At 39.3% G+C, this 23,509-nt stretch carries 24 protein-coding genes and 1 tRNA gene; 12 read left to right on the top strand and 13 right to left on the bottom strand.

Annotated elements, in window-relative coordinates; genetic code table 11:
- Position 1 precedes the first annotated feature (1 nt).
- Entirely contained in the window at positions 2-1,030 is a 1,029-nt protein-coding gene (locus tag LVD16_RS06310) for a DHH family phosphoesterase (protein WP_233773074.1), read from the bottom strand.
- 183 nt (positions 1,031-1,213) lie between these two features.
- On the opposite strand from LVD16_RS06310, the gene LVD16_RS06305 reads away from it, so the two are divergent.
- Positions 1,214-1,633 (top strand): nucleoside-diphosphate kinase, encoded by a 420-nt coding sequence (locus tag LVD16_RS06305; RefSeq protein ID WP_233773073.1) that lies wholly within the window; start codon positions 1,214-1,216, stop codon positions 1,631-1,633.
- Positions 1,634-1,710: 77 nt separating this feature from the next.
- Here LVD16_RS06305 and LVD16_RS06300 read toward each other — a convergent pair whose 3' ends face one another.
- The 3 genes from LVD16_RS06300 to LVD16_RS06290 form a co-directional block, all read right to left on the bottom strand.
- On the bottom strand, positions 1,711-3,156 hold the full coding sequence (locus LVD16_RS06300) for an aldehyde dehydrogenase (protein WP_233773072.1): 1,446 nt from the start codon (positions 3,154-3,156) through the stop codon (positions 1,711-1,713).
- 46 nt (positions 3,157-3,202) lie between these two features.
- The gene (locus tag LVD16_RS06295; protein WP_233773071.1) at positions 3,203-3,757 is read right to left on the bottom strand and encodes a transposase; all 555 of its coding nucleotides are present in this window, start codon (positions 3,755-3,757) and stop codon (positions 3,203-3,205) included.
- 146 nt (positions 3,758-3,903) lie between these two features.
- Positions 3,904-4,692, bottom strand: a complete 789-nt coding sequence (locus LVD16_RS06290; protein ID WP_233773070.1) for an SDR family oxidoreductase — start codon at positions 4,690-4,692, stop codon at positions 3,904-3,906.
- A gap of 120 nt (positions 4,693-4,812) precedes the next feature.
- On the opposite strand from LVD16_RS06290, the gene LVD16_RS06285 reads away from it, so the two are divergent.
- Genes LVD16_RS06285 through LVD16_RS06270 form a run of 4 tightly spaced genes read left to right on the top strand, consistent with a single transcriptional unit; the run spans position 4,813 to position 8,433 of the window.
- The gene (locus LVD16_RS06285; RefSeq protein WP_233773069.1) at positions 4,813-5,340 is read left to right on the top strand and encodes a 3-hydroxyanthranilate 3,4-dioxygenase; all 528 of its coding nucleotides are present in this window, start codon (positions 4,813-4,815) and stop codon (positions 5,338-5,340) included.
- Between the two features lies 1 nt (position 5,341).
- The gene (locus tag LVD16_RS06280; protein WP_233773068.1) at positions 5,342-5,824 is read left to right on the top strand and encodes a methylated-DNA--[protein]-cysteine S-methyltransferase; all 483 of its coding nucleotides are present in this window, start codon (positions 5,342-5,344) and stop codon (positions 5,822-5,824) included.
- A gap of 21 nt (positions 5,825-5,845) precedes the next feature.
- Positions 5,846-7,105, top strand: coding sequence for a kynureninase (kynU, locus tag LVD16_RS06275; RefSeq protein ID WP_233773067.1), 1,260 nt, complete (start codon positions 5,846-5,848; stop codon positions 7,103-7,105).
- On the top strand, positions 7,105-8,433 hold the full coding sequence (locus LVD16_RS06270; protein ID WP_233773066.1) for an FAD-dependent oxidoreductase: 1,329 nt from the start codon (positions 7,105-7,107) through the stop codon (positions 8,431-8,433). The genes kynU and LVD16_RS06270 overlap by 1 nt, the downstream gene beginning before the upstream one ends.
- On the opposite strand, the gene LVD16_RS27805 is transcribed toward LVD16_RS06270, so the two are convergent.
- Positions 8,430-9,908 carry an MltF family protein gene (locus LVD16_RS27805; RefSeq protein ID WP_305038998.1) on the bottom strand — a complete coding sequence of 493 codons (1,479 nt, stop codon included), beginning with the start codon at positions 9,906-9,908 and terminating at the stop codon, positions 8,430-8,432. The genes LVD16_RS06270 and LVD16_RS27805 overlap by 4 nt on opposite strands.
- Before the next feature lie 97 nt (positions 9,909-10,005).
- Here LVD16_RS27805 and LVD16_RS06255 point away from each other — a divergent pair, with 97 nt between their 5' ends.
- Positions 10,006-10,308: a DUF4286 family protein gene (locus LVD16_RS06255; protein ID WP_233773065.1), complete on the top strand. Its 303-nt coding sequence runs from the start codon at positions 10,006-10,008 to the stop codon at positions 10,306-10,308.
- Between the two features lie 139 nt (positions 10,309-10,447).
- Positions 10,448-10,825, top strand: coding sequence for a DUF1987 domain-containing protein (locus tag LVD16_RS06250; RefSeq protein WP_233773064.1), 378 nt, complete (start codon positions 10,448-10,450; stop codon positions 10,823-10,825).
- A gap of 4 nt (positions 10,826-10,829) precedes the next feature.
- Here LVD16_RS06250 and LVD16_RS06245 read toward each other — a convergent pair whose 3' ends face one another.
- The 3 genes from LVD16_RS06245 to serS form a co-directional block, all read right to left on the bottom strand.
- On the bottom strand, positions 10,830-11,276 hold the full coding sequence (locus tag LVD16_RS06245; protein ID WP_233773063.1) for a GNAT family N-acetyltransferase: 447 nt from the start codon (positions 11,274-11,276) through the stop codon (positions 10,830-10,832).
- Between the two features lie 4 nt (positions 11,277-11,280).
- Complete coding sequence (locus LVD16_RS06240; RefSeq protein WP_233773062.1) at positions 11,281-13,371, bottom strand: prolyl oligopeptidase family serine peptidase; 2,091 nt, start codon at positions 13,369-13,371, stop codon at positions 11,281-11,283.
- Between the two features lie 159 nt (positions 13,372-13,530).
- Positions 13,531-14,805: a serine--tRNA ligase gene (gene serS / locus LVD16_RS06235; RefSeq protein ID WP_233773061.1), complete on the bottom strand. Its 1,275-nt coding sequence runs from the start codon at positions 14,803-14,805 to the stop codon at positions 13,531-13,533.
- Positions 14,806-15,137: 332 nt separating this feature from the next.
- On the opposite strand from serS, the gene rho reads away from it, so the two are divergent.
- Positions 15,138-16,856 (top strand): transcription termination factor Rho, encoded by a 1,719-nt coding sequence (rho, locus tag LVD16_RS06230; protein WP_233773060.1) that lies wholly within the window; start codon positions 15,138-15,140, stop codon positions 16,854-16,856.
- Positions 16,857-16,910: 54 nt separating this feature from the next.
- Here the strand turns inward: rho and LVD16_RS06225 are convergent, their stop codons facing one another.
- Positions 16,911-17,276: a DsrE family protein gene (locus LVD16_RS06225; RefSeq protein WP_233773059.1), complete on the bottom strand. Its 366-nt coding sequence runs from the start codon at positions 17,274-17,276 to the stop codon at positions 16,911-16,913.
- 138 nt (positions 17,277-17,414) lie between these two features.
- Positions 17,415-17,487 (bottom strand) — tRNA-Met (locus LVD16_RS06220).
- 218 nt (positions 17,488-17,705) lie between these two features.
- Here LVD16_RS06220 and era point away from each other — a divergent pair.
- From era to LVD16_RS06200, 4 genes are all read left to right on the top strand, one after another.
- Positions 17,706-18,590 carry a GTPase Era gene (gene era / locus LVD16_RS06215; protein ID WP_233773058.1) on the top strand — a complete coding sequence of 295 codons (885 nt, stop codon included), beginning with the start codon at positions 17,706-17,708 and terminating at the stop codon, positions 18,588-18,590.
- Between the two features lie 18 nt (positions 18,591-18,608).
- Positions 18,609-19,913, top strand: a complete 1,305-nt coding sequence (gene der, locus LVD16_RS06210) for a ribosome biogenesis GTPase Der (protein WP_233773057.1) — start codon at positions 18,609-18,611, stop codon at positions 19,911-19,913.
- 62 nt (positions 19,914-19,975) lie between these two features.
- Positions 19,976-20,212: a hypothetical protein gene (locus LVD16_RS06205; protein WP_233773056.1), complete on the top strand. Its 237-nt coding sequence runs from the start codon at positions 19,976-19,978 to the stop codon at positions 20,210-20,212.
- 74 nt (positions 20,213-20,286) lie between these two features.
- The gene (locus LVD16_RS06200) at positions 20,287-20,901 is read left to right on the top strand and encodes a SprT-like domain-containing protein (protein ID WP_233773055.1); all 615 of its coding nucleotides are present in this window, start codon (positions 20,287-20,289) and stop codon (positions 20,899-20,901) included.
- 3 nt (positions 20,902-20,904) lie between these two features.
- Here LVD16_RS06200 and LVD16_RS06195 read toward each other — a convergent pair whose 3' ends face one another.
- From LVD16_RS06195 to murQ, 3 genes are read right to left on the bottom strand one after another with little or no spacing between them, the layout of a single operon-like run.
- Positions 20,905-22,119 carry an alpha/beta hydrolase family protein gene (locus tag LVD16_RS06195; protein WP_233773054.1) on the bottom strand — a complete coding sequence of 405 codons (1,215 nt, stop codon included), beginning with the start codon at positions 22,117-22,119 and terminating at the stop codon, positions 20,905-20,907.
- An 11-nt stretch (positions 22,120-22,130) separates the two neighbouring features.
- A complete protein-coding gene (locus LVD16_RS06190; protein WP_233773053.1) occupies positions 22,131-22,703 on the bottom strand; it encodes a hypothetical protein in 573 nt (190 codons plus the stop codon).
- A gap of 7 nt (positions 22,704-22,710) precedes the next feature.
- Positions 22,711-23,508 (bottom strand): N-acetylmuramic acid 6-phosphate etherase, encoded by a 798-nt coding sequence (murQ, locus tag LVD16_RS06185; RefSeq protein WP_233773052.1) that lies wholly within the window; start codon positions 23,506-23,508, stop codon positions 22,711-22,713.
- Between the last annotated feature and the right edge of the window lies 1 nt (position 23,509).

Below are 23,509 nucleotides of genomic sequence, written 5' to 3'. Positions count from 1 at the left end.
ACTAAGCGTATGTTTTTATTGGGTTACTTAATTGGTTTTTATATTCGTCTAATAGTTTTTCAAATTTATCTACCGTTTCCTCCAGCGTAAGGTCAGATTTACCCCCAGCGGCATTTTTATGCCCTCCTCCTTCAAAATTCTTACGAGCAAATTCATTCACAGAAAAATCACCAACAGATCTGAATGACATCTTTACGGCCTCAGTTCTATCGATAAGCAGCGCTGCAAACTTAATCCCTTCAATGGAAAGAGCATAGTTTACCAGGCCTTCGGTATCTCCTGTTTTAGAATTAAATTGCTTGAGGTCTTCTGCGGAAATCGCAAAATATGCGGTGTGATATTCTTGCACCACCTTGAGTCTTTCATTTAAGGCAAAACCTAAAAACTTAACTTTATCAAGGCTATTGGTATCATAAACAAGTTTGGCAACCTTGGAAATGTCTGCTCCTATGGCAGCCAGCTCTCCGCACACTACAAAAACATGTTTGGTGGTGTTTGAGTGCTTGAAGTTGCCTGTATCGGTCATGATTCCGGCATACAGAGCTTCAGCAATGTCTCTATTGATCATTTCCTTATCACCTAGCATGCAGATTAGATCATAAACCAACTCTGCTGTAGCAGCAGCCTCTGTAGTCCAAAGCTGGAAGTCGGCAAAATCTTCAGGCTCCAAATGATGATCTATGAGCACCTTAGTACAAGTAGCCTCTCTTACTTTCTCTCCCAGCTCGTTTATTCTGCTTAGGTTAGAAAAATCAAGGCAGAAGATCATATCAGCCTCATCTATTATGGCATGAGTTTTATCCTCATTCCCTTCATTATAAACCAGCACCTCGTCATTCCCGTGCATCCAACTTAAAAAGTTAGCATAATCAGTAGGCGAAACCACAGTTACCTCATGCCCCTTCATCTTCAAATACTCTGCTAACCCCAAAGAGGAGCCAAGCGCATCAGCATCGGGTTTATGGTGCATGGTAATGACCACCCGTTTAGGAGTACTGATTAGCGTCTTAAAAGCTTCCAGATTCTGCATTCCTTTTATCCCCGCCTATTATGGCCAGTTTAATTTTTAATAAACGGCAAAATTGATAATAAAATACTTCATAAGCAAAAGCAGCTAGTTCGATTATCATAAAACATGATTTTAACAATCATGAGGGCATATATTAGCAGATTGTTTTTAGCTTTGCGGAAAATCAATAAAATCAAACATATTATGGCAGGGAAAAGAACCTTTACAATGATAAAGCCTGACGCTGTAGCGGCTGGAAACACAGGAGCAATCATTAAAATGATCGAGGAAGCTGGCTTCAAAATTATAGCTATGAAAAAGGCTTTACTTACAAAAGAAAGAGCTGGTCAGTTTTATGAAGTACATAAAGAAAGACCTTTCTACAATGACCTAACTACTTATATGTCATCAGGCGCTATTGTACCTATGATATTAGAAAAAGATAACGCAGTAGAAGATTTCAGAACCCTTATCGGTGCTACTAACCCTAAAGAAGCTGCTGAAGGAACTATCAGAGCAATTTTCGCTGAATCTATCGAGGCTAACGCTATCCATGGTTCTGACTCTGACGAAAACGCTGAAATAGAAGGAAGCTTCTTCTTTGCTGGTGTAGAAAAATTCTAATCTAGCAACTGCGAAAATTATTAAGAGGTTATATCATAAGCGGCTGTTCAAAAATGCTGCTCTGATATAACCTTTTTTCATTTCAAGGCAATACAAATATTCTTAGACTCAGTGAAAAACCTCAAAGCCTCTTCTCCACCCTCTCTGCCAACACCAGATTGCTTCATTCCTCCAAATGGAGTTCTTAAATCTCTAAAAAGCCAGGTATTTACCCATACTATTCCACTTTTTATCTGATGAGAGACTCTGTGCGCTCGTTTGAGATTATCTGTCCAAATAGTTGCAGAAAGTCCGTAGGCCGTACTGTTGGCCAGAGCTATGACTTCATCTTCCGCCTTAAAAGGTATAATAGTAACCACAGGGCCGAATATCTCCTCCTGGTTAGTACGGCAAGTAGCATCTAAGCCTACGATCACCGTTGGGGCAATAAAATATCCTTCTTCACATCTGCCTTCTACTTTCACCTGATGTCCTCCACAAAGGATTTCTCCACCTTCATCCTGAGCTAATTTGATATATGATAATATTTTATCCTTATGCTGCTTTGAAACAACAGCTCCAACCTTGCTTGTCTCATCATGAGGATCACCCACTTTTAGCGTCTTCACCCTTTCCACAAATTGGCTAACAAACCTATCATATATGCCTTCCTGCACAAATATCCTGGAACCACATAAGCATATCTGTCCCTGGTTAGCAAATGAAGAATGAATGGACACCTTCAAGGCCTGATCAAAATCGCAGTCATCAAAAATGATATTGGGGTTTTTACCTCCTAGCTCCAATGACATTTTCTTGAACATCGGTGCAGCTGTCGCGGCAATGTGCTTACCAGTAGTTGTGCCTCCTGTGAAAGAAATCAATGGAATATCAGGATGCTCCACAATGGCCTGACCAGCTTTGGCCCCTAAGCCATGCACTATATTCAGTACTCCTTCAGGCAAACCGGCCTCTATACAAAGTTCGGAAAATAAATACGCGGTCATGGGTGTAATCTCCGAGGGCTTAGCCACCACAGTATTTCCAGCTGCCAGGGCCGGAGCCACCTTCCAGGTAAATAAATAAAGCGGCAGATTCCAGGGAGAGATACAACCTGCAACCCCTACCGGCGTGCGTGTAGTATAGTTGAGCGCCTGATCATCAGACATATGTGATTCCGAAGCAAAATGCTGGATAGCCGTAGCGTAGAAACGCATATTACTACTCGCCCTAGGAATATCTACTCTAGATGCCAGGGAAAGAGGTTTGCCATTATCATCAGATTCAGCCCTTGCCAGCTTTTCATGATCCCGATCAATAAAGTCCGCGATCTTCAGTAAGATAGCAGAACGCTTCAACACGGGCATTGATGACCACCCGTCAAAAGCTGCATTAGCTGCCACTACAGCCTTCTGCACATCTCTATCATCAGAATCGGGTATCAAACTATAAACTTTTCCTTCCGCAGGATTATAGTTATCCAAATATTCTCCAGACTCCGGCTCTACAAGCTGGCCATTGATATAGTTTTTTATTTTAAACATCACGATTAATGATTATTTCTTCACTAAGAAAGTAAATGCCCCCGAACTAATCCAATAGATGAAAGCTATATGAATTAGAGTAAAACAAATCGGGGTCGGCACTTATATCCAACAATGATACAGCTTTACTTTTATTACATAGAGTTCCTTTTCTTAATTGGGCATAATCACGAAAAGATGAAAACTCCCATTCCTCCATTTTTTCAACCAGTCTCGCTTTCAAAGGATTTTGATGTATGTACTGAAAGCAAATGAATGAGGCCTCATTGCCATTATATGACAAATTCTTAGCCTTTGTTTTTTGTTGAAACAAGGACCCTGACCTTTCAAACCTTTTGTTAATTGCCTGAGTGTAGGAACGTAGCACAATTACAAACGCCTTACTCAAAGCGGCAGAACTAATAAACTTGGATTCCTCAATATAGATTAAAAGGTGAAAATGGTTCGGCATCAGACAGTAAGCAAGTATATCTACTGATGGCTCAATGTATTTTCTCATCTTACGCAGAAAAAACAAGTAATTCTCCTCCTGAAAGAAGATGTTTTGTCTATCGTTTCCACGGTTAAATACATGAAAAATGTTGCCGGCAGTAAAATGCATGGTATGAAGTTTATTCATCCGATGGCTCGGAGCCATCGGATGGATGTCTACAACCCAATGTATAAAACCTCCTTCATTCCTAAGAGGCTAACTTATCATTTTACTTACAAAGTCATTCTTTTGAGAATAAACTGGCATACTACCTTTTACAAACACCCTAACCTACCACCATCGACTGGAAGGTTTATTCCATTGATATACCCAGCGGCAGGGCTGCATAAGAAGGCTATGGCTGCGGCTGTTTCAGAAGCTTCTGCGAACCTGTTGGCTGGTATCTCAGACTTCATCGCTTTTTCTACGTCCTCTTCACTTTGTCCGGTTTTTTGAGCTTTGCTACTGATGATAGACCTCAAACGAACTGTATCTGTAGCTCCAGGAAGCACATTATTTACCGTTATTCCAAAACTTCCCAACTCTATAGACAGGGTTTTCGACCAGTTAGCCACCGCCCCTCTAATAGTGTTGGAGACACCTAGCCCCTGAATAGGAGCTTTTACTGAGGTGGAGATCACATTTACTATCCTTCCATATCCCATTCTTTTCATCGAAGATACCACGGCTTGCGTCAGAATTTGGTTACAGATAAGATGACGGTTAAACGCTGAAGTAAATTCAGTTAGCTGTGCATCCATTGCTTTACCTCCGGCAGGTCCGCCAGTATTATTAATTAATATGTGCACGTCACCCTCCTTTATCATATAGGCGTTAATAGTACTCTTTAGATAATCTGGTTGGTCAAAATCAGCGCATATATAATGATGTTTCTGCCCATCCTTTAGCGGCAGCTCATCTAAAACTTCCTTCAACTTATTTTCATCCCTCGCTATCAGAGTAATGTGTGCGCCAAGTTCAGCAAGCTCCAGAGCAGTAGCTTTACCTATACCTTGTGTGCTGCCGCAAACCAGCGCTCTCTTACCTTTTAAATTTATATCCATCTTATTCTATTAGCTTTTATTTTCATTAAATTTAACATAAAACAGCATACTTTTGAACCCCCTCGCCAGAACTGCACGAAGTTATACAGAGGAGCTAATCATATATTAAATAGATACAAAATGGCTATAAAAAGACCCTTTAACTTAAAACAGTGGATAGAAGACAATCGAGATCTTTTAAAACCACCTGTAGGTAATAAAAACATCTATGCCGATGCGGGTGATTATATCGTGATGGTGGTGGGCGGCCCCAACGCGCGTAAAGATTATCACTACAATGAAACGGAAGAGCTTTTCTACCAGCTGGAAGGAGATATTACGGTAAAAATACAGGAAGATGGACACGCGGTTGATATCCCCATCAAAGCAGGAGATATTTACTTACACCCTGCAAAAGTGCCCCATTCTCCTATAAGATCAGAGGGCTCAGTAGGTTTGGTTATTGAGAGAAAAAGAAAAGGAGAGTACACGGATGGTCTTATTTGGTACTGTGAGAAGTGCAATCACAAGCTTCATGAAACCTATTTCCCGCTAAATAATATTGAAAAAGACTTCTTACCGCGCTTTAAAGAGTTTTATGGTTCAGAAGAATTACGCACTTGTGATAATTGCGGTCACGTAATGGAAGCTGACAAAAAATTCGTTTAGATTGGAATATATTCATCATTTTCCCATTGGGCCTTTGGGCATTTCTGCCAGTGAAACGCACATTACTAAAGTCACCTTTAAACCCAACCTTGAAAATGGTGTTTATACCACTAATTCTGAAGTAATCAAAAAATTTACAGAAGAGCTAAATGATTATTTTGAAGGCAAGCTTGCCACCTTCCATACACCTTATGAATTAAATGGAACTAATTTTCAGGTGAGAGTATGGAAAGAACTGGCAAAAATTCCTTTTGGAGAAACCATTTCATATTCTGAGTTAGCTATAAGGCTTGGAGATATTAAATGTATAAGAGCTGCAGGCACTGCCAATGGCAAAAACCAGCTCCCAATTATTATACCTTGTCATAGAGTGATCGGTAAAGATGGTAAAATGGTCGGCTTTGCCGGAGGAATAGAAAATAAGAAATGGCTTTTAAAACACGAAGGTGTTCTCCGAGGGGAGCAGATGGAAATTTTTGGGTAATTTTGAACTAAAATAGGGGCGATGGTATATGAAAAATCAATAGAATTTGCAGTAAAGATGGATCAGGAAGATCCTTTAAAAGATTACAGAGACAAATTCTACATTCCACAGGTAAACGGAAAAGACAGCATTTACTTTACAGGAAATAGCTTGGGCTTACAGCCTAAGAATGTAAATAAATATGTTAATGAAGAACTGAACGGATGGGCAACTTTGGGAGTGGAGGGCCACTTTCACTCTAACAAAAGGCCATGGTTTGAATATCACAAATATAGTAAAGAGGCATTAGCGAAGATTGTGGGAGCAAATCCGTCGGAGGTGGTTTCCATGAACAGCCTTACTACCAATCTGCACCTGCTCATGGCCTCTTTTTACAGACCTACTAAAGAGCGATTCAAAATATTAATAGAGGGCGGCGCTTTTCCATCAGATCAATATGCGGTGGAGAGTCAGATTAAGTTGCATGGTTTTGATTATGAGGAAGCATTAGTGGAAGTATTCCCTAAAGAAGGACAGTCCACTTTAGATCTTGACGACTTCACTTCAGCCATAGAACAGCATGGTGATTCATTGGCCCTGGTTTTAATAGGTGGAATTCAATATTACACAGGCCAATTTTTCCCTATTAAAGAAATAACCGCAGCAGCCCACAAGGCTGGTGCTATGATGGGGCTGGACCTGGCACATGCAGTAGGCAATGTGCCGTTGTCATTACATGATGATGGCGTAGACTTCGCGGCATGGTGTAGCTATAAATATCTTAACTCAGGCCCTGGAGGTGTTAGTGGAATATTCGTAAATGATAAACACGGCCTTAACCCTGACACACCGCGTATGTCGGGCTGGTGGGGTCATGATGAAGGCGAAAGATTCCTTATGGAAAAAGGCTTTAAGCCGATGCCAGGGGCAGATGGATGGCAGCTTAGTAATGTGAATATATTAAGTAGCGCAGTGCATCTTGCCTCTTTAGAAATATATGAAGAGGTAGGCATGGATGCTTTAAGAACCAAGAGCTTAAAACTCACCGGCTTTATGGAGTATTTACTTCAGGACGTTGAGGGTATTGATATTATTACCCCATCAAAACCGGAGGAGCGCGGGTGCCAGCTATCATTAGAGGCCAAAAGAAATGGTAAAGAAGCATTTAAAAAGCTCACAGAAGCTGGTGTAATAGCCGATTGGCGTGAGCCAAATGCCATCAGAGTAGCTCCAGTACCACTTTATAATACATATCAGGACGTTTACAGATTTTACGAAATTCTGAAAGAAGCAATAGGGTAATGAGCAAAGTGGAGAACATTTCAATAGTAGGCGCAGGATTGGTAGGCAGCCTTATGGGTATCTATTTAGCCAAAAGAGGCTTTAAAGTTTCCCTATTTGAAAGCAGGTTAGACCTTAGAAAAAATAACATTGATTCTGGCCGCTCCATTAATTTAGCTCTCAGCAACCGTGGCTGGGCTCCTCTGCGAGAGTTAGGTCTGGAAGAAGAAGCCAAGAAATTGGCCATCCCTATGAATGGGCGAATGATGCACGATGAATCCGGCGACCTTACCTTTCAACCCTACGGCAAAGATGGCCAATCTATATTTTCAGTATCCAGAGGTGGTTTGAATGAGCTCCTACTTAATACCGCTGAGGAAAATGGCGTGAAAATATTCTTCAATAAAAGATGTACTCATATCGATCTGGAAGAAAACACATTAACCTTTTCTGATGGCGAAGAAGTAAAATCTGACGCTATCATTGGTGCTGATGGCGCCTACTCTATAGTACGGGGTGTTATCCAAAAGACTTCAAGATTCAATTATTCTCAGCATTATATTGAGCATGGCTACAAAGAACTAACCATTCCAGCCACAGATGCCAATGATTTCAAAATTGAAAAAAATGCGTTACATATTTGGCCGAGAGGCACTTTCATGCTTATCGCCCTGCCAAATCTGGACGGAAGCTTTACTGTAACACTGTTCCTTCCTTATGAAGGTGAGAAGTCATTTGCCACTTTAACCAGTGATAAAGAAATAACAGAATTCTTCCAAACTACATTTCCAGATGCGCATGACCTGATTCCATCATTATTATCAGACTTTCAGGAGCACCCGACCTCTTCTCTGGTTACTGTAAAATGCTTTCCCTGGCATAAAAATCAATCACTTCTAATAGGTGATGCTGCTCATGCCATAGTTCCTTTTTATGGCCAGGGCATGAACTGCGGATTTGAAGATTGCAGGATACTGAATAAGCTATTAGAAGAGTTTGATAACGACTGGGAGCGGACTATTACCTCGTTTAGTGTAGTAAGAAAGAATGATGCGGATGCGATTTCAGATCTGGCGCTTCATAATTTTATAGAAATGAGAGATCTGGTAGCCGATGACAATTTCCTTCTAAGAAAAAAGATAGAAGCCAGACTTAATAAGCTATATCCTGATCAATGGATTCCTTTATATTCTATGGTCACATTTAATGAGCAAATACCTTATTCTCAAGCTCAAAAGACAGGAAGGATTCAAGCTAATATTATGGATGAGGTAATGAAAACTCCCAATCTTCAAGAAAATTGGGAGCAATTAGATTTTGAAAGCATTGTAAACCAGCTGCCACATTAGGCAGTAATCAACTGCCTGTATTGCTGGTACCTATTTAAGATTTCCCGCACATAATTGACCGGTTCTTCCCCACGGCAATAACCAGATTTCACCACCGGATCTCTAAAATATTCAGGTTTTGATTTCATTAATAAGAAGTGCTCTACATTGCCTTCCCATTTCAACGGATCTTTTTTATACTTTCTGGCCAGTTCTCTGGCATCCACCACATGACCTAATCCTACATTATAACTCGCCAAAACGAACTTGACCCTTTCTTCAGGATCCTTAATAGTTTTTGACCACAGCTCATCTAAAAACTTAAGGTATTCCACCCCAGCGTAGATGTTTTGAGAAGGATTGTAAAGATCAGCCACACCATATCTCTCTCCTGTTTCCGGCACTATTTGCATTAAGCCCACAGCTCCGGCCCATGATTTTGCATTCGGATCGAAATGAGATTCCTGATAAATCTGTGCTGCCAATAATTGCCAGTCCCAGCCAATGGTATCAGCGGCATCTTTAATAATGTCATCATATACACTGATTTTTTCACCTCCCATAGATGAAAAATCACTCTTAGCTCTTCTTAATGAAGCTCTCGGGCTTCTAAAATATTTATTATAGATGATATTGAAAGTGGGCTTCTTCTTAACGCCGGTAATCCAGGTATTCAAAGTAGGCAAAAGTTCCTCTGAGTTTTTTCTTACCGCCCAGGCTATCTGCTGAGGGAAACTTATCGAAGTCCTAACATCAAGTATTGGATAATAAGAGGCATTTACCAACGCGGTAGTTTCGTCCGCTATGGTGTAATCAATATCAGAATAGGCTACTTTCCTAATCAGTTCTTCTGTTTCGGCACTATCCTGATCCTCAACAATCAGAATATCTCCACCCACCTCGTCTGAAAGATTATGTAATCTATCTACAAACGAAGAACTCTTACGAACATGAATTTCCTTCCCAATTAGAGAAACCTGGTTCCTAATTAATTTTTTATCCAGCTCGTCTCTGCTCATTCTACGCCAGTTTCTAGGCTTACGCTGAACCAGCACCTGCTTGGTGGTATAGTGACTTTTTGTAAACGACACTACCTCTTTTCTAGTCTTAGTAATAGCTAAAGAATAGGCAATAATATCACCCTGCCCCTTATTGAGCATATCAAAAGCTTCGTCTATACTAGAGGTAACTTTAATTTCTAATGAAACGCCAATTTCCTTGGCAAACAGAGATAAGAGATCGTACTCATACCCCATAGGTCTTCCCCTATATAAAAAATAGCCGGTGGAGCTGTTATCTACAATAGCAATAATAGATCCTCTTTCTTTGATTTTTTTGAGGTCAAAATCAACCGGTTTAATAATAGGAGGCTCTTCTTCTTTAGGCTCATTGCTTTCATTACTGGTTTTATGACAACCTGACAGGATTAAAAATAAAAATGCGAATCCTAGAAAAAAGCAACATGTAAGGCCTTTTTTATAATTTGATAAAGCCATAATCTATGAAAATAATCATAATTTTATTCCTGCAAAAGAAATACCACAATTTCATTCGCTAGAATTTAACTATTAAAATACTTTATATAATTCAAACATGGTTCTTTACAACGTAACTATAGGAATAGATCTTGATGTGGAAAAGGAGTGGCTAAACTGGATGAAACAGTCCTATATACCATCTGTAATGAATACTGGTTTATTTGATGATTATAAAATTTACAAGGTTTTAGGCCAGGATGAAGGACAAAGTGTTTCTTACTCTTTTCAGTACTTCGCCAAAAGTGTGGACAAAGTTGTACAATATTTGGATAACCATGCCCCAGCTCTAGTTCAACAATTACATAATAAGTACAAAGATAAACACGTGGCTTTCAGAACATTATTGGAAGAAGTGTAATAATATCTTACATCTTTCCTCGTTTTCAGGGTAGCAATTTTACCAATTATTCCCAACATAATGTAAGATAATTCAACTTAAATGATTTAATTACTTACATTTAGATGGAATTGTAACGTATCAATTATACATTTACATTATGAATGCTTTATACCTTGAACCCTCAGAGGACAGTCCGAAGGTTTATTTGGACTACTCGTCAGGAAAGTTATCTATAGAAGGCCGATCATTCATGGAAGACACCACTCCATTTCATCAAGCGATCGTGGGCTGGCTCAGAACCTATTTCCAAAGCCCTCAGCCGCTTACGGTGATGGAATTGGAATTAGAATATCTGAATACTTCCTCTACCAAAATGCTTTTAGATATATTATTTGAGCTTAATAAGTTCTATATCTTCGGCAACAAGATCACCATCCGATGGAAATATGATCCGGACGATGAAGATATGGAAGATCTTGGTAGAGAGATGGCCGATATGGTGGACATTCCTTTTGAGCATGTAGTTTTTTCATAAAATTTTAATCAAAACTAATACTGCAATTGATCCACTCTGCATCCAGAGAGGCTCCGTAGTATTTTTTGTAAAAATTTATAGCAGGTTCGTTCCAATCTAGAACCTGCCATACCATTCCACTACATTTCTCAGCTTTACCTTTTTGAATTACACTATCAAAAAGCTGCTTGCCTATGCCCTTTCCTCTATGGCTGTCAGTTACTACTATGTCTTCGAGGTAAATCCTTCTTCCTTTCCAGGTAGAATATCTATAATAATAAATAGCTATACCCACTATACCTTCTTCCTCTTCCGCCACGAATAAGCCATAGGCAGGATGATCACCAAAACCATCCTTTTCCATAAGCTCTACAGTATTTGAAACTTCATCACCAGCTTTTTCATATACCGCCAGCTCTTTAATCAACTCCAGCACTCTGGGCAAGTCTTCTTTTTTACCTTCTCTAATCATTTGTTTATAGGTCTTTTTTCTCAAAATCAGGCACAAACCCCATACTATACCAGGCGAAGGCATATTTATCAGCCTCCTCTTCTATAATTTTTGAAGTGGGTTTTCCAGCACCGTGACCAGCATCTGTTTCAATGCGTATTAAAACGGGGTTATCCCCAGATTGATGTTTCTGCAATTCAGCGGCAAATTTGAACGAATGCGCCGGCACCACTCTATCATCATGATCTGCTGTAGTGACCATGGTAGCAGGATATTGTACGCTATCTTTCACATTATGCACCGGACTGTAACCATAGATATACTCAAACATCTCCTTGCTATCTTCAGAAGTACCATAATCAAAAGCCCAGCCAGCACCTGCAGTAAATTTATGGTATCTCAACATATCCATCACCCCAACAGCCGGAAAAGCTACTTTGGCCAAATCAGGTCTCTGAGTCATGGTAGCACCTACCAACAACCCTCCATTTGAACCGCCAGCTATGGCCAGGTAATCATGAGATGTGTATTTGTTCTCTATCAGATATTCGCCTGCAGCGATAAAATCGTCAAATACATTTTGCTTCTTCATTTTCGTACCTGCAATATGCCAATCCTGGCCATATTCTCCCCCACCACGTAGATTAGGCTGGGCATAAACGCCACCATTTTCTAACCATAAAATTCTACTAGTGCTAAAAGATGGTGTAAGACTCACATTGAAACCTCCGTAAGCATATAAATAGGTAGGATTTTTTCCGTTGAGCTCCAACCCTTTTTTATAAACGATAAACATAGGCACCTTTGTACCATCTTTACTGGTAACAAAGACCTGCTTAGTCTCATAATCTTCAGGATTGAAATCTACCTTTGGCTGATCATAAAGGGTTGAATTACCTGAAGCTATATCATATTTAAAGATGGTAGAAGGATACGTGAAAGAGGTAAATGTGTAATAAATCTCTTTATCCTCAGCTTCTCCATTAAAGCCATAAGCGCTGCCAATGCCTGGAAGCTTTATTTCACTCTCCAGATTGCCATCAAGATCATATTGCTTAATCTCTGTCTTGGCATCTACCATATAGTTAGCAAATATTTTACCACCAGCAGTACCAGCCGAAAGTACATTTTCAGTTTCAGGGATTAAATCCTTCCAATTATCTACATCGGGATTGGCCGCACTTACTTCAACGAGCTTGCCATTTGGAGCATTCAAATTGGTGCTTATGATTAGCCTATCGCCTACATTATAAAGTACACCTTGTTCACTTTCATATCCTTCTTTTATAGCAACTATATCGCTACCTTCTTTACTAAGATCTTTAATATATAATTCATTACCACTGGTTCTTTCCGCTGCACTTATCACGAGAAACCGCTCATCTTCGGTAAGATATGCACCTATATATCTGTGAGGAGTTTCTTCTCCTCCAAATATCAACTTATCCTCTGCCTGAGGCGTGCCCAGCTTATGATAAAAAAGTTTATGATGCTGCGTTTTTCCTGATAGGGCTGAACCTTCTTTAGGCTTGTCATAGCTGCTATAATAAAACCCCTCAGTGCCTTTCCAGGAAATACCACTAAACTTGATATCTACCAAGGTATCTGCTACCTGCTCTTTCGTCTCAGTGTTAATGATAATAGCCTTTCTCCAATCAGACCCACCTTCAGAAATAAGGTAGCCCAGCAGAGATCCATCTTTAGTAAATGATGTTCCTGCTAAAGAAATGGTACCATCTTCGGTAAACTTATTAGGATCTAAAAAAACTTCCGGCTCACCATCTTCTCCCTTTTTCCTATAAAGCACACTTTGATTTTGAAGACCATCATTTTTGTAGAAATAATAGTAATCCCCATGCTTGGCAGGAGATGAAACTCTCTCATAATCAAACAGTTCTTCTAATCTACTTTTGATATTATCTCTAAAAGGAATCTTATTTAAGTATCCGAATGTTACTTCATTTTCTTTCTTCACCCATTGCTTGGTAGCCTCAGATTGATCATCTTCTAGCCACCTATAAGGATCTTTCACCTCCACACCGAAATAATTATCTACCGTATCTACAGTAGCCGTTTCGGGATAAGCAAGGCTCTTATCTTTCACTTCCTTTTCCATGGAACAGGATAAAATTATAATTGACAGAAATAAAAAAACTGGTAGATTTTTCATGTTCATTATGATTATTAAAAATCTAAATGTAGAACAAGAATGAAAAACCTACCAGTAAAAATTGATAGATGGTAAAAGAGTTTACCGCCCTAAGAAAGCTTTCGCTTAATTTATAATATCGAAACCTGTGTAAGGGATTAAAACTTCAGGAATTTTAATGCCTTCAGGTGTTTGATTATTTTCTAATATGGCAGCCAAAATTCTAGGCAATGCCAATGCACTTCCATTTAAAGTATGTAATAGGAATGTCTTATTATCCTCGCCTTTAGATCTTAATCTCAAGCGGTTAGCCTGGTAAGTTTCAAAGTTACTTACAGAACTCACCTCTAACCATTTCTCTTGTGCTGCAGAATACACTTCCATATCAAAAGTTTGAGCAGAAGTAAATCCAAGATCTCCTCCACAAAGGTTAAGCACTCTATAAGGTAGATTAAGACTTTCTAACAGACTTTTTACGTGACCACACATTCTCTCCAAAGCCGCATAAGAATTATCCGGATGGTGAATCTCTACTATTTCCACCTTATCGAACTGATGTAATCTGTTAAGCCCTCTTACATGAGCCCCCCATGACCCTGCCTCTCTTCTGAAGCATGGCGTAAACCCTACATTTTTTATAGGCAATTCATCGGCAGAAACTATTACGTCTCTGTACATATTAGTAATAGGCACCTCAGCGGTAGGTATCATGTAAAAGTTTTCCTCTCTTACAAAATACATCTGACCATCCTTATCCGGCAGCTGACCTGTACCGTAACCACTGTCTTCGTTGATCAAAATTGGCGGTTGAATTTCCTGATAACCAGCCTTTACCGCCTGATCCAGGAAGTAGTTCACTAAAGCACGTTGTAATCTTGCTCCTTTACCTTTATATACTGGAAAACCTGCACCAGTAATTTTGTTTCCAAGCTCAAAGTCAATAATATCATATTGTTTAATAAGCTCCCAATGCGGCAATGATCCTTCTGCCAGTGTAGGTATAGTACCATGCTCTTCTATAGTGATATTATCATTCTCACCATTTCCTTCTGGCACATGCTCATTAGGCACGTTAGGCACAGTATATAATACAGCCTTTAAATCCTTTTCGTATTGAGCCAGGTTTTCAGCCAGAGTTTTACCCTCAACTTTAAGATCGGCCGTTTTTTGCTTTACCTGCTCAGCCTCATCTTTCTTACCCGCCTTCATTAAAGCGCCTATTTCTTTGGAAAGTGCATTAGACTCAGAAAGTACCTGATCATGTTTTTGCTGGGTGGATTTACGTAGATCATCAAGCTCTATCACCTGATTGATCACATCTTCAGCGTTTGCAAATCTTCTCTTGGTAAGACCGGCCACTACCTGGTCTTTGTTTTCCCGAATATAGGCTAATTGTAACATATTTGTATATTAAAAACGGAGGCAAAAATAAAGTATTTTCGAGGTAAAAGTTCAATTTTTCGCCGTTATAATAATTATTTACACATAAAAAGTTGACAATTGTATGCCGTTAGTATAATATTGCATTATCGAACATAACATAAGTAGAGCTTTAGGACGCTTTCCGATTCAATAAAGCTTGATTTTTTCTAGTAACTCAATTACCATCTTGACATTAATCTAACAAGCTACTCTTAAGCGGTGGAGGTATCATCGAAGTATCTCTTTTACACTATTCATGTTAATTATTAAATTTTACCCATTATTATAAAAGAATTCAGGATTAAGAATCTATGTACACCATTGAAGAATTGAACGTAAGGCTTCTCTCAGAGCTAAAGGAGATAGCGGAAGAATTAGGCCTGAAAAATTACAAAAGGCTATCCAAGCAAGAGCTGATCTACAAAATACTTGACCAGCAAGCCGTAACTCCAGAAAGCGACCTCCCTAAGAAAAAGACTTCCGACAGCAAAGACACCAAGAAAGCTGAAACTCCTAAGGAAGACAAATCACAAAAGCCAAGAAAAAGAGAAAACGTTAAGAACAAGAAAGACAAAAAAGAGTCTGACCTTTCTGCTGATGAGCTTTTAGAATCTTTCAATATAGAAATAGAAGACAAAATCACATCTTTTGATGAGTCATCTAAGAGCAGCACTGCTGAAAAGGTAACTGACAACAAAGACAGACAAAAAAGACCTAGAAAACCATCATCTGACAAACCTCAGGCAGAAGGAAATAAGAGAGAGGCTAGAGAGCCAAGAGAAGCCAGAGAACCAAGAGAGGCTAGAGAGCAAGATGATAACAAGAGTGCAAAAAGTGAGGGCAACTCTAACAACAACCACTCTAACAATGGCAACAAGAGCCACAATAAGAAAAAAGAAAATAACGTAAGAGATTTCGACGGTGTAATCGAAAACGAAGGTGTTCTTGAAATCATGCAAGACGGATACGGGTTCTTACGTTCTTCTGACTATAACTACCTAGCAAGTCCTGATGATATTTACGTATCTCCATCTCAAATCAAATTATTTGGTTTAAAAACTGGTGACACTGTAAAAGGACAGATCAGACCTCCGAAAGAAGGTGAAAAATATTTCGCCCTTTTAAGAGTAGAAAATGTAAACGGAAAAACTACTGAGGAAATAAGAGATAGAGTTCCTTTTGAATATCTAACTCCTTTATTCCCAGAAGAAAAAATAAGACTAAGCTCTAAAGCAGATAACTATTCTGCAAGAATACTAGACTTGTTCTCTCCTATTGGAAAAGGCCAAAGAGGTATGATAGTAGCTCAGCCTAAAACAGGTAAAACTGTATTACTTAAAAACATTGCTAACGCAATAGCAGAAAACCACCCTGAGTGCTACCTGATCATATTATTGATTGATGAGCGCCCTGAAGAGGTTACTGATATGGCTAGAAGCGTAAAAGCTGAAGTAGTATCTTCTACTTTTGACGAGCAAGCTGAAAGACATGTGAAAGTATCTAGCATGGTGCTTGAGAAAGCTAAGCGTATGGTAGAATGTGGTCATGACGTAGTTATACTTCTTGACTCTATCACCAGACTTGCAAGAGCATATAATACAACAGTACCTTCATCTGGTAAAATCTTATCTGGTGGTGTGGATGCTAACGCTCTTCATAAGCCTAAGAGATTCTTCGGAGCAGCAAGAAATGTAGAAAATGGTGGTTCATTAACTATCATCGCTACAGCTCTTATTGAAACAGGATCTAAAATGGACGAAGTTATCTTTGAAGAATTCAAAGGTACTGGTAACATGGAGCTTCAACTTGACAGAAAACTTTCTAACAAAAGAGTTTACCCTGCTATTGATGTACCTGCATCTGGTACACGTAGAGAAGATTTACTTCTTAGCGAGGAGGAACTTCAGAGAGTATGGATCCTTCGCAAGTTTATGGCTGACATGAACTCTAACGAGGCCATGGAATTCCTACTTTCAAAAATGAAAGGAACAAGAAACAACGAAGAGTTTCTTATCTCGATGAACGGATAAGAGTTCTGACTTAAAATACAGAAGCCTAATTTCCACCCGGAGATTAGGCTTTTTTTATCTACCGCCTTTTATATAAGCCCACCCTTCACCTTGCCTCACAATAATATGAGCCAAAGCGGAAGGCACCACCTTCACTTCAGGCAATATTTCATCTTGATGATGGTCATTTTGAGTTAAAGTGTTTTGACAAATCAGGAATTCTACAAATTGATCCTTGGCTAGCCCAGCTATTTCATCCGCCATTTCAGAGGCCTTCTTTAACACTAATTGCACAGCTTGCCCATGACAAACCACCTCGATTTTACATTCAGGAAGAGCCTTCAACACATTACGAATTTGATCAATAGCAATTTTCTGATCTGCAGAACTTCCTCTATTTACCTGCATCACCACGCGGTGAGTTTGGGAATGTTGACTCATAGTAATTAGTTGATTCTTAATTACTAACGAGGCAGATGTGGCGAAGTTTATATTAGAGAAGAAATGATATGAAAGAAGTGAGATCTAAAATAAGGACATAAAAAAAGCCAGTCATTTTTCAATAACTGGCTTTGATAGTAGCGGGAACAGGACTCGAACCTGTGACCTTCGGGTTATGAGCCCGACGAGCTACCAACTGCTCCATCCCGCGATATATTTTTATAATAAATTAAATCGCTTTTCAGTACATTAAGAACTGCTTGTTTGCTGTTCCTAACCCCTCTTTCTTAAAAGGATTACAAAAGTATATTAAGAGAATTAGAAAGTCAAGCATGGAGCAAAAATTATTTTAAAAAGTTTTAAAAATCATGCTTCAACGCACGTGCTGCCATATTCAATTAAATGGCTACCTTTGCAAAAAATTAAATAATGGCAGAAAATTCTCATAAAGCTGGATTTGTAAGTATTATAGGTAAACCTAATGTAGGTAAGTCTACCCTCATGAATCAGATGGTGGGTGAAAGACTTTCCATCATTACCTCTAAGGCACAGACTACACGTCATAGAATTATGGGAATTATCAGTGGTGAAAATTTTCAGATCGTATACTCTGACACTCCAGGAATAATCAGGCCTGAATACGAACTTCATAACTCTATGATGAAGTTTGTTCATTCCAGCCTGGAAGATGCTGATGTAGTATTGTTTGTAACCGACATCTACGAAAAGTTTGATGAGCACATTAAAGAACAACTGGAGAGAATTAAAAAGCCTATTCTATTTATATTGAATAAAGTAGACCAAGCAAAGGGCACGCAGGTAGAAGATAAGCTCACCTATTGGAAAGAACTTGTAAAAGCTGATGCGTACCTGGCTGTTTCTGCACTTGAGGGTCTTAATATAGATGGCATCTTTAATACCATTATAGACTTGATGCCGGAGCACCCCGCTTATTTTCCTAAAGATGAGCTTACTGATAAGCCAGAAAAGTTCTTCGTAGAGGAAATAGTAAGGGAAAAAATCTTTCTTAACTACAAGAAAGAGGTGCCTTACAGCACAGAAGTGGTGGTAACTGAATTCAAGGAAGACGAAGATATCATCAGAATTAGAGCAGAAATATACGTAGAAAGAAAAAGCCAGAAGGGCATTATAATAGGCAAAGGTGGTGAAGCACTGAAAAAAGTAGGCATAGCGGCCCGTGGTGAGTTAGAGAAGTTTTTCGCTAAACAAATTCACCTTGAAACCTTTGTTAAGGTAGCTGAAAATTGGAGAAAGCAGGAAAGAAGCTTAAAAAGATTCGGTTATCGTTCATAAATATCGAAAAAAACAATCATGGCAAATATATTAGCAATTGTAGGCAGACCTAACGTAGGTAAATCAACGCTTTTCAACAGACTTATTGAAAAGAAGAAGGCCATTATGGATGATGAAAGCGGCGTAACTCGTGATCGTCATTATGGTTATGCCGAATGGACAGGCAAGCATTTCACAGTAATAGATACTGGTGGTTATGTAACAGGCTCAGAAGATAAGTTTGAGTCTCAAATAAGACATCAGGTAGAGCTGGCGCTTGACGAAGCCACTGTGGTATTATTCATGGTAGATAGCTTCGCTGGTCTTACTGATTTGGATAAAGACTTTGCCAAAATATTACGTGCTTCCAAAAAGCCTACCTTCTTAGTGGCTAACAAAGCTGACACTACTGAAAGAATGCATATGGCTAATGAATTCTATGCATTAGGCATGGGTGAAGTGATCCCAGTTTCATCTGTAAGTGGTGGTGGTACTGGAGAGCTTTTGGACCAAATAGTTGAGCATTTTGATGAGGGCGAGGAAGACCCTGAAGATGGCATACCAAGACTTGCCATATTAGGTAGACCAAACGTGGGTAAATCTTCTTTCCTTAATGCACTGCTTGGAACGGAAAGATCTATTGTAACTGATGAAGCCGGCACTACCAGAGATGCTATTAACACCAGATACACCTTATACGGTAAAGATTTCATCTTAACTGACACTGCAGGTATTCGAAAAAAGGCCAAGGTAAAGGAAGATATTGAGTTTTACTCCGTATTAAGGTCTATTCAAGCACTTCAGGATAGTAACGTTTGTATCATCTTAGTAGATGCAGAAAGAGGATTAGAGGCTCAGGATATGAGTATCATCAGCTTAGCAGTGAAGTATAATAAGGCCATTATGATAATGGTGAATAAGTGGGACTTAATAGAGAAAGACACTAAAACGGCTGATGTATATAAGAAAAGTATACAGCAGAAGTTAGGTCAGCTAGACTGGATTCCTATTATTTTCACATCCGTTACTAAGAAGCAAAGAATCTTCCAGGCAATAGAAAAAGCCATCGAAATTTACGAGCACAAAAATATAAAGATTCCAACATCGCAGCTTAATGACACTATACTTCCCGAGATAGAAAGATACCCGCCACCAGCACTAAAAGGTAAATATATCAAGATAAAGTACATCACACAGCTGCCAGGACAAATTCCGACGTTTGCTTTTTTCTGCAACCTCCCACAGTACATAAAAACGCCATATGAGAGGTTTTTAGAGAATAAAATCAGAAAAAACTTCGAATTAGAGGGCGTACCTATCAGACTATTTTTCAGAAAAAAATAACTTCTATTTGACCCGTATTGTCTTTGTATCTATATTAGGGTCAAAATCAAAACCTGAAACATATGAGAAAACTGTTAACATTTTTATTGGCTCTTACATTTTCATTAGGATTTGTAGCCTGTGACAACAAAGCAAAAGAAGATTCTGCGTCTGAAGAAGTAGAAGAGACTGTAGAAGAAGCTGGTGACAGCATGGAAGAAGCTGCTGAAGATGTAGAGGAAGCAACTGAAGAAGCTGCTGAAGAAGTAGAAGAAGAAATGGATTCTGTAGATGCTGAAATTGACGCAACTGTAGAATAATCAAATAGTTCTTTTCATGAAAGGCTTTAGAGATTTCTCTAAAGCCTTTTTTTTTTGAGCTATCTTTGCCCAGCATGAGCAATTCGGAAAAGAGATTTAAAGAAGCTTTAAAAAAACACCTGCCAGAAGCAGCACTGGATTATTGCCACACCCTGTGGCATGAAAACAATTTCTCTTTAAAGATAAAGAAGAAAAGGGCCTCTAAACTAGGCGATTACCGTTACGATCCCAGCACCAAAAAGCACACGATCTCTGTAAACAATAATCTAAATCCCTATTCCTTCCTGATTACTTATGTACATGAAGTGGCTCATCTGCTCACCTTTACCGAACATAAAAGAAGTGTAAAACCTCATGGAGCCGAATGGAAAAGGGCCTTTAGAAATCTCATGACCCCAGTGCTCAATACGACAGTTTTTCCTAATGAAGTCCTATTACCACTTAAGAAATATCTACAAAACCCAAAAGCTTCTTCCTGTAATGACCACAGGCTAATGACAGCCCTTCGCCCATTTGACAGTGGCAAAAGTACGCTGCAACTGAGTGATATACCCACAGGCGAGTTATTCAAGCTAAATAACCGGGTATTTAGAAAAGAAAGTTTGAGAAGGACCAGATATGTTTGTAGTGAGGTCTCATCCAAAAAGAAGTATCTGATATCTAAGATAACCGAAGTAGAGGCCGTTTAGTTTCTACCTTAAAGCATCAAATTTTTCAATCATATCTGATAAGTAAGGATAAAACCCTGTTCCGTGCGTTTTGCCCTCGAGTGTGATGAACTCCACCCTATCCTCATCAGCACCTGCATCAATAAGATGATTATAAGTTGTAACAGAGTTTTGGTAAGGCACCGTAATATCTGCATCACCATGGTACATGAACATTTGAGCCTTTGGCACCCAGTCAATGATTGTATTGGCGATCAGCGCATCAACGAAATAGGCATACTTTTCATCACTATCAATTCCTGCTATAATTTCCGCCTGTAGCAAGTCACTCATATTAACAGTGAGCTGGTTATTAATAGCTCCACCTGAATTAACCCCATTGAATAAGGAAGGTATGTTGGTGGCATATGGCTCTTGAAAAAGATAAGACAATGGCTCCTGAAAATCATAAATCTGCTGATATGATAAAGCCACATAAGCGAGATAAAAAGGTGTGCTGTAAGTCTCCTGGTTAAATAAGTATTCCTGAAAACCTTTTACATCATAACCACCCGAAGCAGGGGCTGAGGCCATTAACTCCAAACCTTCAGGATTCTCTGACTCCATTCGTTTATGAGCCGCCATGGTAGCATAGCCGCCTTCAGAATAACCTGCAAGAAAAACCTTTCCATTAGGCTCCACATCATGCAGCGAGGCAAACTCTTGTGCGGCCTTAACCAGATCAATAACCGCTCTGGCTGTATATTCTTCACTGTGATATGGTATCGGCAACCCTTCAGACTCTCCAAAGCCAATATAATCAGGTATGGCTAAAATATAGCCAGCACTAGCCAAGGCACCGGCGATGGTAGATACATCTGTATTTTTAGAGGGAGCTTGAGAATACTCAACATAAGTACCATTCTGAAAGCTCATTATCGGCAAACTGTTTGAAGTTTGAGGCAATGCTATTAAGCCAGATGCTTGTATACTTTCTCCTAGAAATGTAGTGTTGTAAATGATTCTGTAGGTCTTAACATCGTACTCAATAAATGGCTTGAGTTCAATAATATCAGGCTCTGCTATACTACCTATCTGCAATAACCCCTCTATTTGAGCAACACTTAAATCATTAACTTCCTCAGCTTCACTGAAGTATGAAAACTCCGGTTCTACAGGATCATTCCCTGGATCATCATCACTGCCACAAGCCACCAACGATAGGAATATAATAGACATGAGAAAAGTGAAGCTGCGCATGATTTTTTCTTTTAAATGAGTGAAATTCTTCTTTGAATCAATTGCTCTACCAGTGAGTAAAATCGGTAAGGAGCCATGGTCCGCCATTTATCAATTTGCAAACTGCCGCCCATATTGATATACGAATCAACATTGAAGTTCTTAAATTCTTCCCGCACAAAATCAGGAAAATTGATAGCAGCTATCCAACCATCCTCCACATCGTCAAACCATTCTTCATAGTAACAATCATCTGATCCATGAAAGTTGAAGATATTTTCACCTATTAAAATATACTTATTTATCCCCTGATGAGAATAGGTCTCAATGATGTTTCTTTTCAAGTGCATAATGTCATTGTTAATGGTATCGTTCCATTCGCCAATGAATTCCATAATAGCATAGCCCTCATCGTAATCCGCATAAAGCACCTTAATATAAAGTGTTTCCGACCCAATGTAATCCCAGGCAGGATCTATATAGTACCCGTAGATATTCTCTGAATACAAATCATAATTATACTCTTTACCAAACCATGGAGAGAGTTCATCTTCCGCTGGGTTATACAGGTGCAACCATCTCTGATAAGGCTCTATTTCATGCATATTCCTGTCACATATTATCCATAACTCCTCTTACTGAACCGTGCTTTTTCAAAAGCTTTTCGGCTTCCTCTTCACTTATTGAAAGCTCCTCCATTAGCATACGTGTTCCTCGAGCTACAAGTTTATTGTTACTTAACTGCATATCCACCATCTTGTTTCCTTTCACCCTACCTAATTGAATCATTACCGAAGTAGATATCATATTTAGCACCAGCTTTTGAGCTGTTCCTGCTTTCATGCGGGTACTTCCGGTAACAAACTCCGGCCCTACCACCACTTCAATGGGGAATTGACTTACGTTGGCCAATGATGAGCTTGCATTGCATGTGATACATCCGGTGATGAGACCTTCTTCATTAGCCTTTTCAAGTCCACCAATTACATAAGGTGTTGTTCCTGAGGCAGCTATACCTATTACTACATCATTTTCACCGATATTATAAGCCTCCATATCTTTCCAGGCCTGATGCTGATCATCCTCAGCAAACTCTACTGCTTTTCGAATGGCGCCATCACCACCGGCAATAAGACCGATCACTCGATCATGAGGCATTCCATATGTTGGTGGTATTTCAGAGGCATCTAATATACCCAAACGGCCGCTGGTGCCGGCTCCAATATAAAATAGCCGGCCACCTATTTTCATTTTGGCAGTAATCTGCGTCACCAAAGCCTCAATCTGCGGGATCGCTTTCTCAACGGCCTTTGGCACACTATTGTCTTCTTTATTGATGTTAGTGAGAAGATCATGGATACTCATCTTCTCTAGATTATTGAAATTAGAATCTGATTCTGTAATACTCATT

It is taken from the genome of Fulvivirga ligni (assembly GCF_021389935.1).
Classification (GTDB): Bacteria; Bacteroidota; Bacteroidia; order Cytophagales; family Cyclobacteriaceae; genus Fulvivirga; species Fulvivirga ligni.
Note: the sequence above shows the minus strand (reverse complement) of the source record. Positions and strands in the feature narration are given on the sequence as shown.

Excerpts from the sequence above, each read along its gene's own strand:
- LVD16_RS06310 (WP_233773074.1), bottom strand. The coding sequence starts at position 1,030 with ATGCAGAATCTGGAAGCTTTTAAGACGCTAATCAGTACTCCTAAACGG.
- LVD16_RS06305 (WP_233773073.1), top strand. The coding sequence starts at position 1,214 with ATGGCAGGGAAAAGAACCTTTACAATGATAAAGCCTGACGCTGTAGCG.
- LVD16_RS06300 (WP_233773072.1), bottom strand. The coding sequence starts at position 3,156 with ATGTTTAAAATAAAAAACTATATCAATGGCCAGCTTGTAGAGCCGGAG.
- LVD16_RS06295 (WP_233773071.1), bottom strand. The coding sequence starts at position 3,757 with ATGCATTTTACTGCCGGCAACATTTTTCATGTATTTAACCGTGGAAAC.
- LVD16_RS06290 (WP_233773070.1), bottom strand. The coding sequence starts at position 4,692 with ATGGATATAAATTTAAAAGGTAAGAGAGCGCTGGTTTGCGGCAGCACA.
- LVD16_RS06285 (WP_233773069.1), top strand. The coding sequence starts at position 4,813 with ATGGCTATAAAAAGACCCTTTAACTTAAAACAGTGGATAGAAGACAAT.
- kynU (WP_233773067.1), top strand. The coding sequence starts at position 5,846 with ATGGTATATGAAAAATCAATAGAATTTGCAGTAAAGATGGATCAGGAA.
- LVD16_RS06270 (WP_233773066.1), top strand. The coding sequence starts at position 7,105 with ATGAGCAAAGTGGAGAACATTTCAATAGTAGGCGCAGGATTGGTAGGC.
- LVD16_RS27805 (WP_305038998.1), bottom strand. The coding sequence starts at position 9,908 with ATGGCTTTATCAAATTATAAAAAAGGCCTTACATGTTGCTTTTTTCTA.
- LVD16_RS06255 (WP_233773065.1), top strand. The coding sequence starts at position 10,006 with ATGGTTCTTTACAACGTAACTATAGGAATAGATCTTGATGTGGAAAAG.
- LVD16_RS06250 (WP_233773064.1), top strand. The coding sequence starts at position 10,448 with ATGAATGCTTTATACCTTGAACCCTCAGAGGACAGTCCGAAGGTTTAT.
- LVD16_RS06245 (WP_233773063.1), bottom strand. The coding sequence starts at position 11,276 with ATGATTAGAGAAGGTAAAAAAGAAGACTTGCCCAGAGTGCTGGAGTTG.
- LVD16_RS06240 (WP_233773062.1), bottom strand. The coding sequence starts at position 13,371 with ATGGAAAAGGAAGTGAAAGATAAGAGCCTTGCTTATCCCGAAACGGCT.
- serS (WP_233773061.1), bottom strand. The coding sequence starts at position 14,805 with ATGTTACAATTAGCCTATATTCGGGAAAACAAAGACCAGGTAGTGGCC.
- rho (WP_233773060.1), top strand. The coding sequence starts at position 15,138 with ATGTACACCATTGAAGAATTGAACGTAAGGCTTCTCTCAGAGCTAAAG.
- LVD16_RS06225 (WP_233773059.1), bottom strand. The coding sequence starts at position 17,276 with ATGAGTCAACATTCCCAAACTCACCGCGTGGTGATGCAGGTAAATAGA.
- era (WP_233773058.1), top strand. The coding sequence starts at position 17,706 with ATGGCAGAAAATTCTCATAAAGCTGGATTTGTAAGTATTATAGGTAAA.
- der (WP_233773057.1), top strand. The coding sequence starts at position 18,609 with ATGGCAAATATATTAGCAATTGTAGGCAGACCTAACGTAGGTAAATCA.
- LVD16_RS06205 (WP_233773056.1), top strand. The coding sequence starts at position 19,976 with ATGAGAAAACTGTTAACATTTTTATTGGCTCTTACATTTTCATTAGGA.
- LVD16_RS06200 (WP_233773055.1), top strand. The coding sequence starts at position 20,287 with ATGAGCAATTCGGAAAAGAGATTTAAAGAAGCTTTAAAAAAACACCTG.
- LVD16_RS06195 (WP_233773054.1), bottom strand. The coding sequence starts at position 22,119 with ATGCGCAGCTTCACTTTTCTCATGTCTATTATATTCCTATCGTTGGTG.
- LVD16_RS06190 (WP_233773053.1), bottom strand. The coding sequence starts at position 22,703 with ATGCATGAAATAGAGCCTTATCAGAGATGGTTGCACCTGTATAACCCA.
- murQ (WP_233773052.1), bottom strand. The coding sequence starts at position 23,508 with ATGAGTATTACAGAATCAGATTCTAATTTCAATAATCTAGAGAAGATG.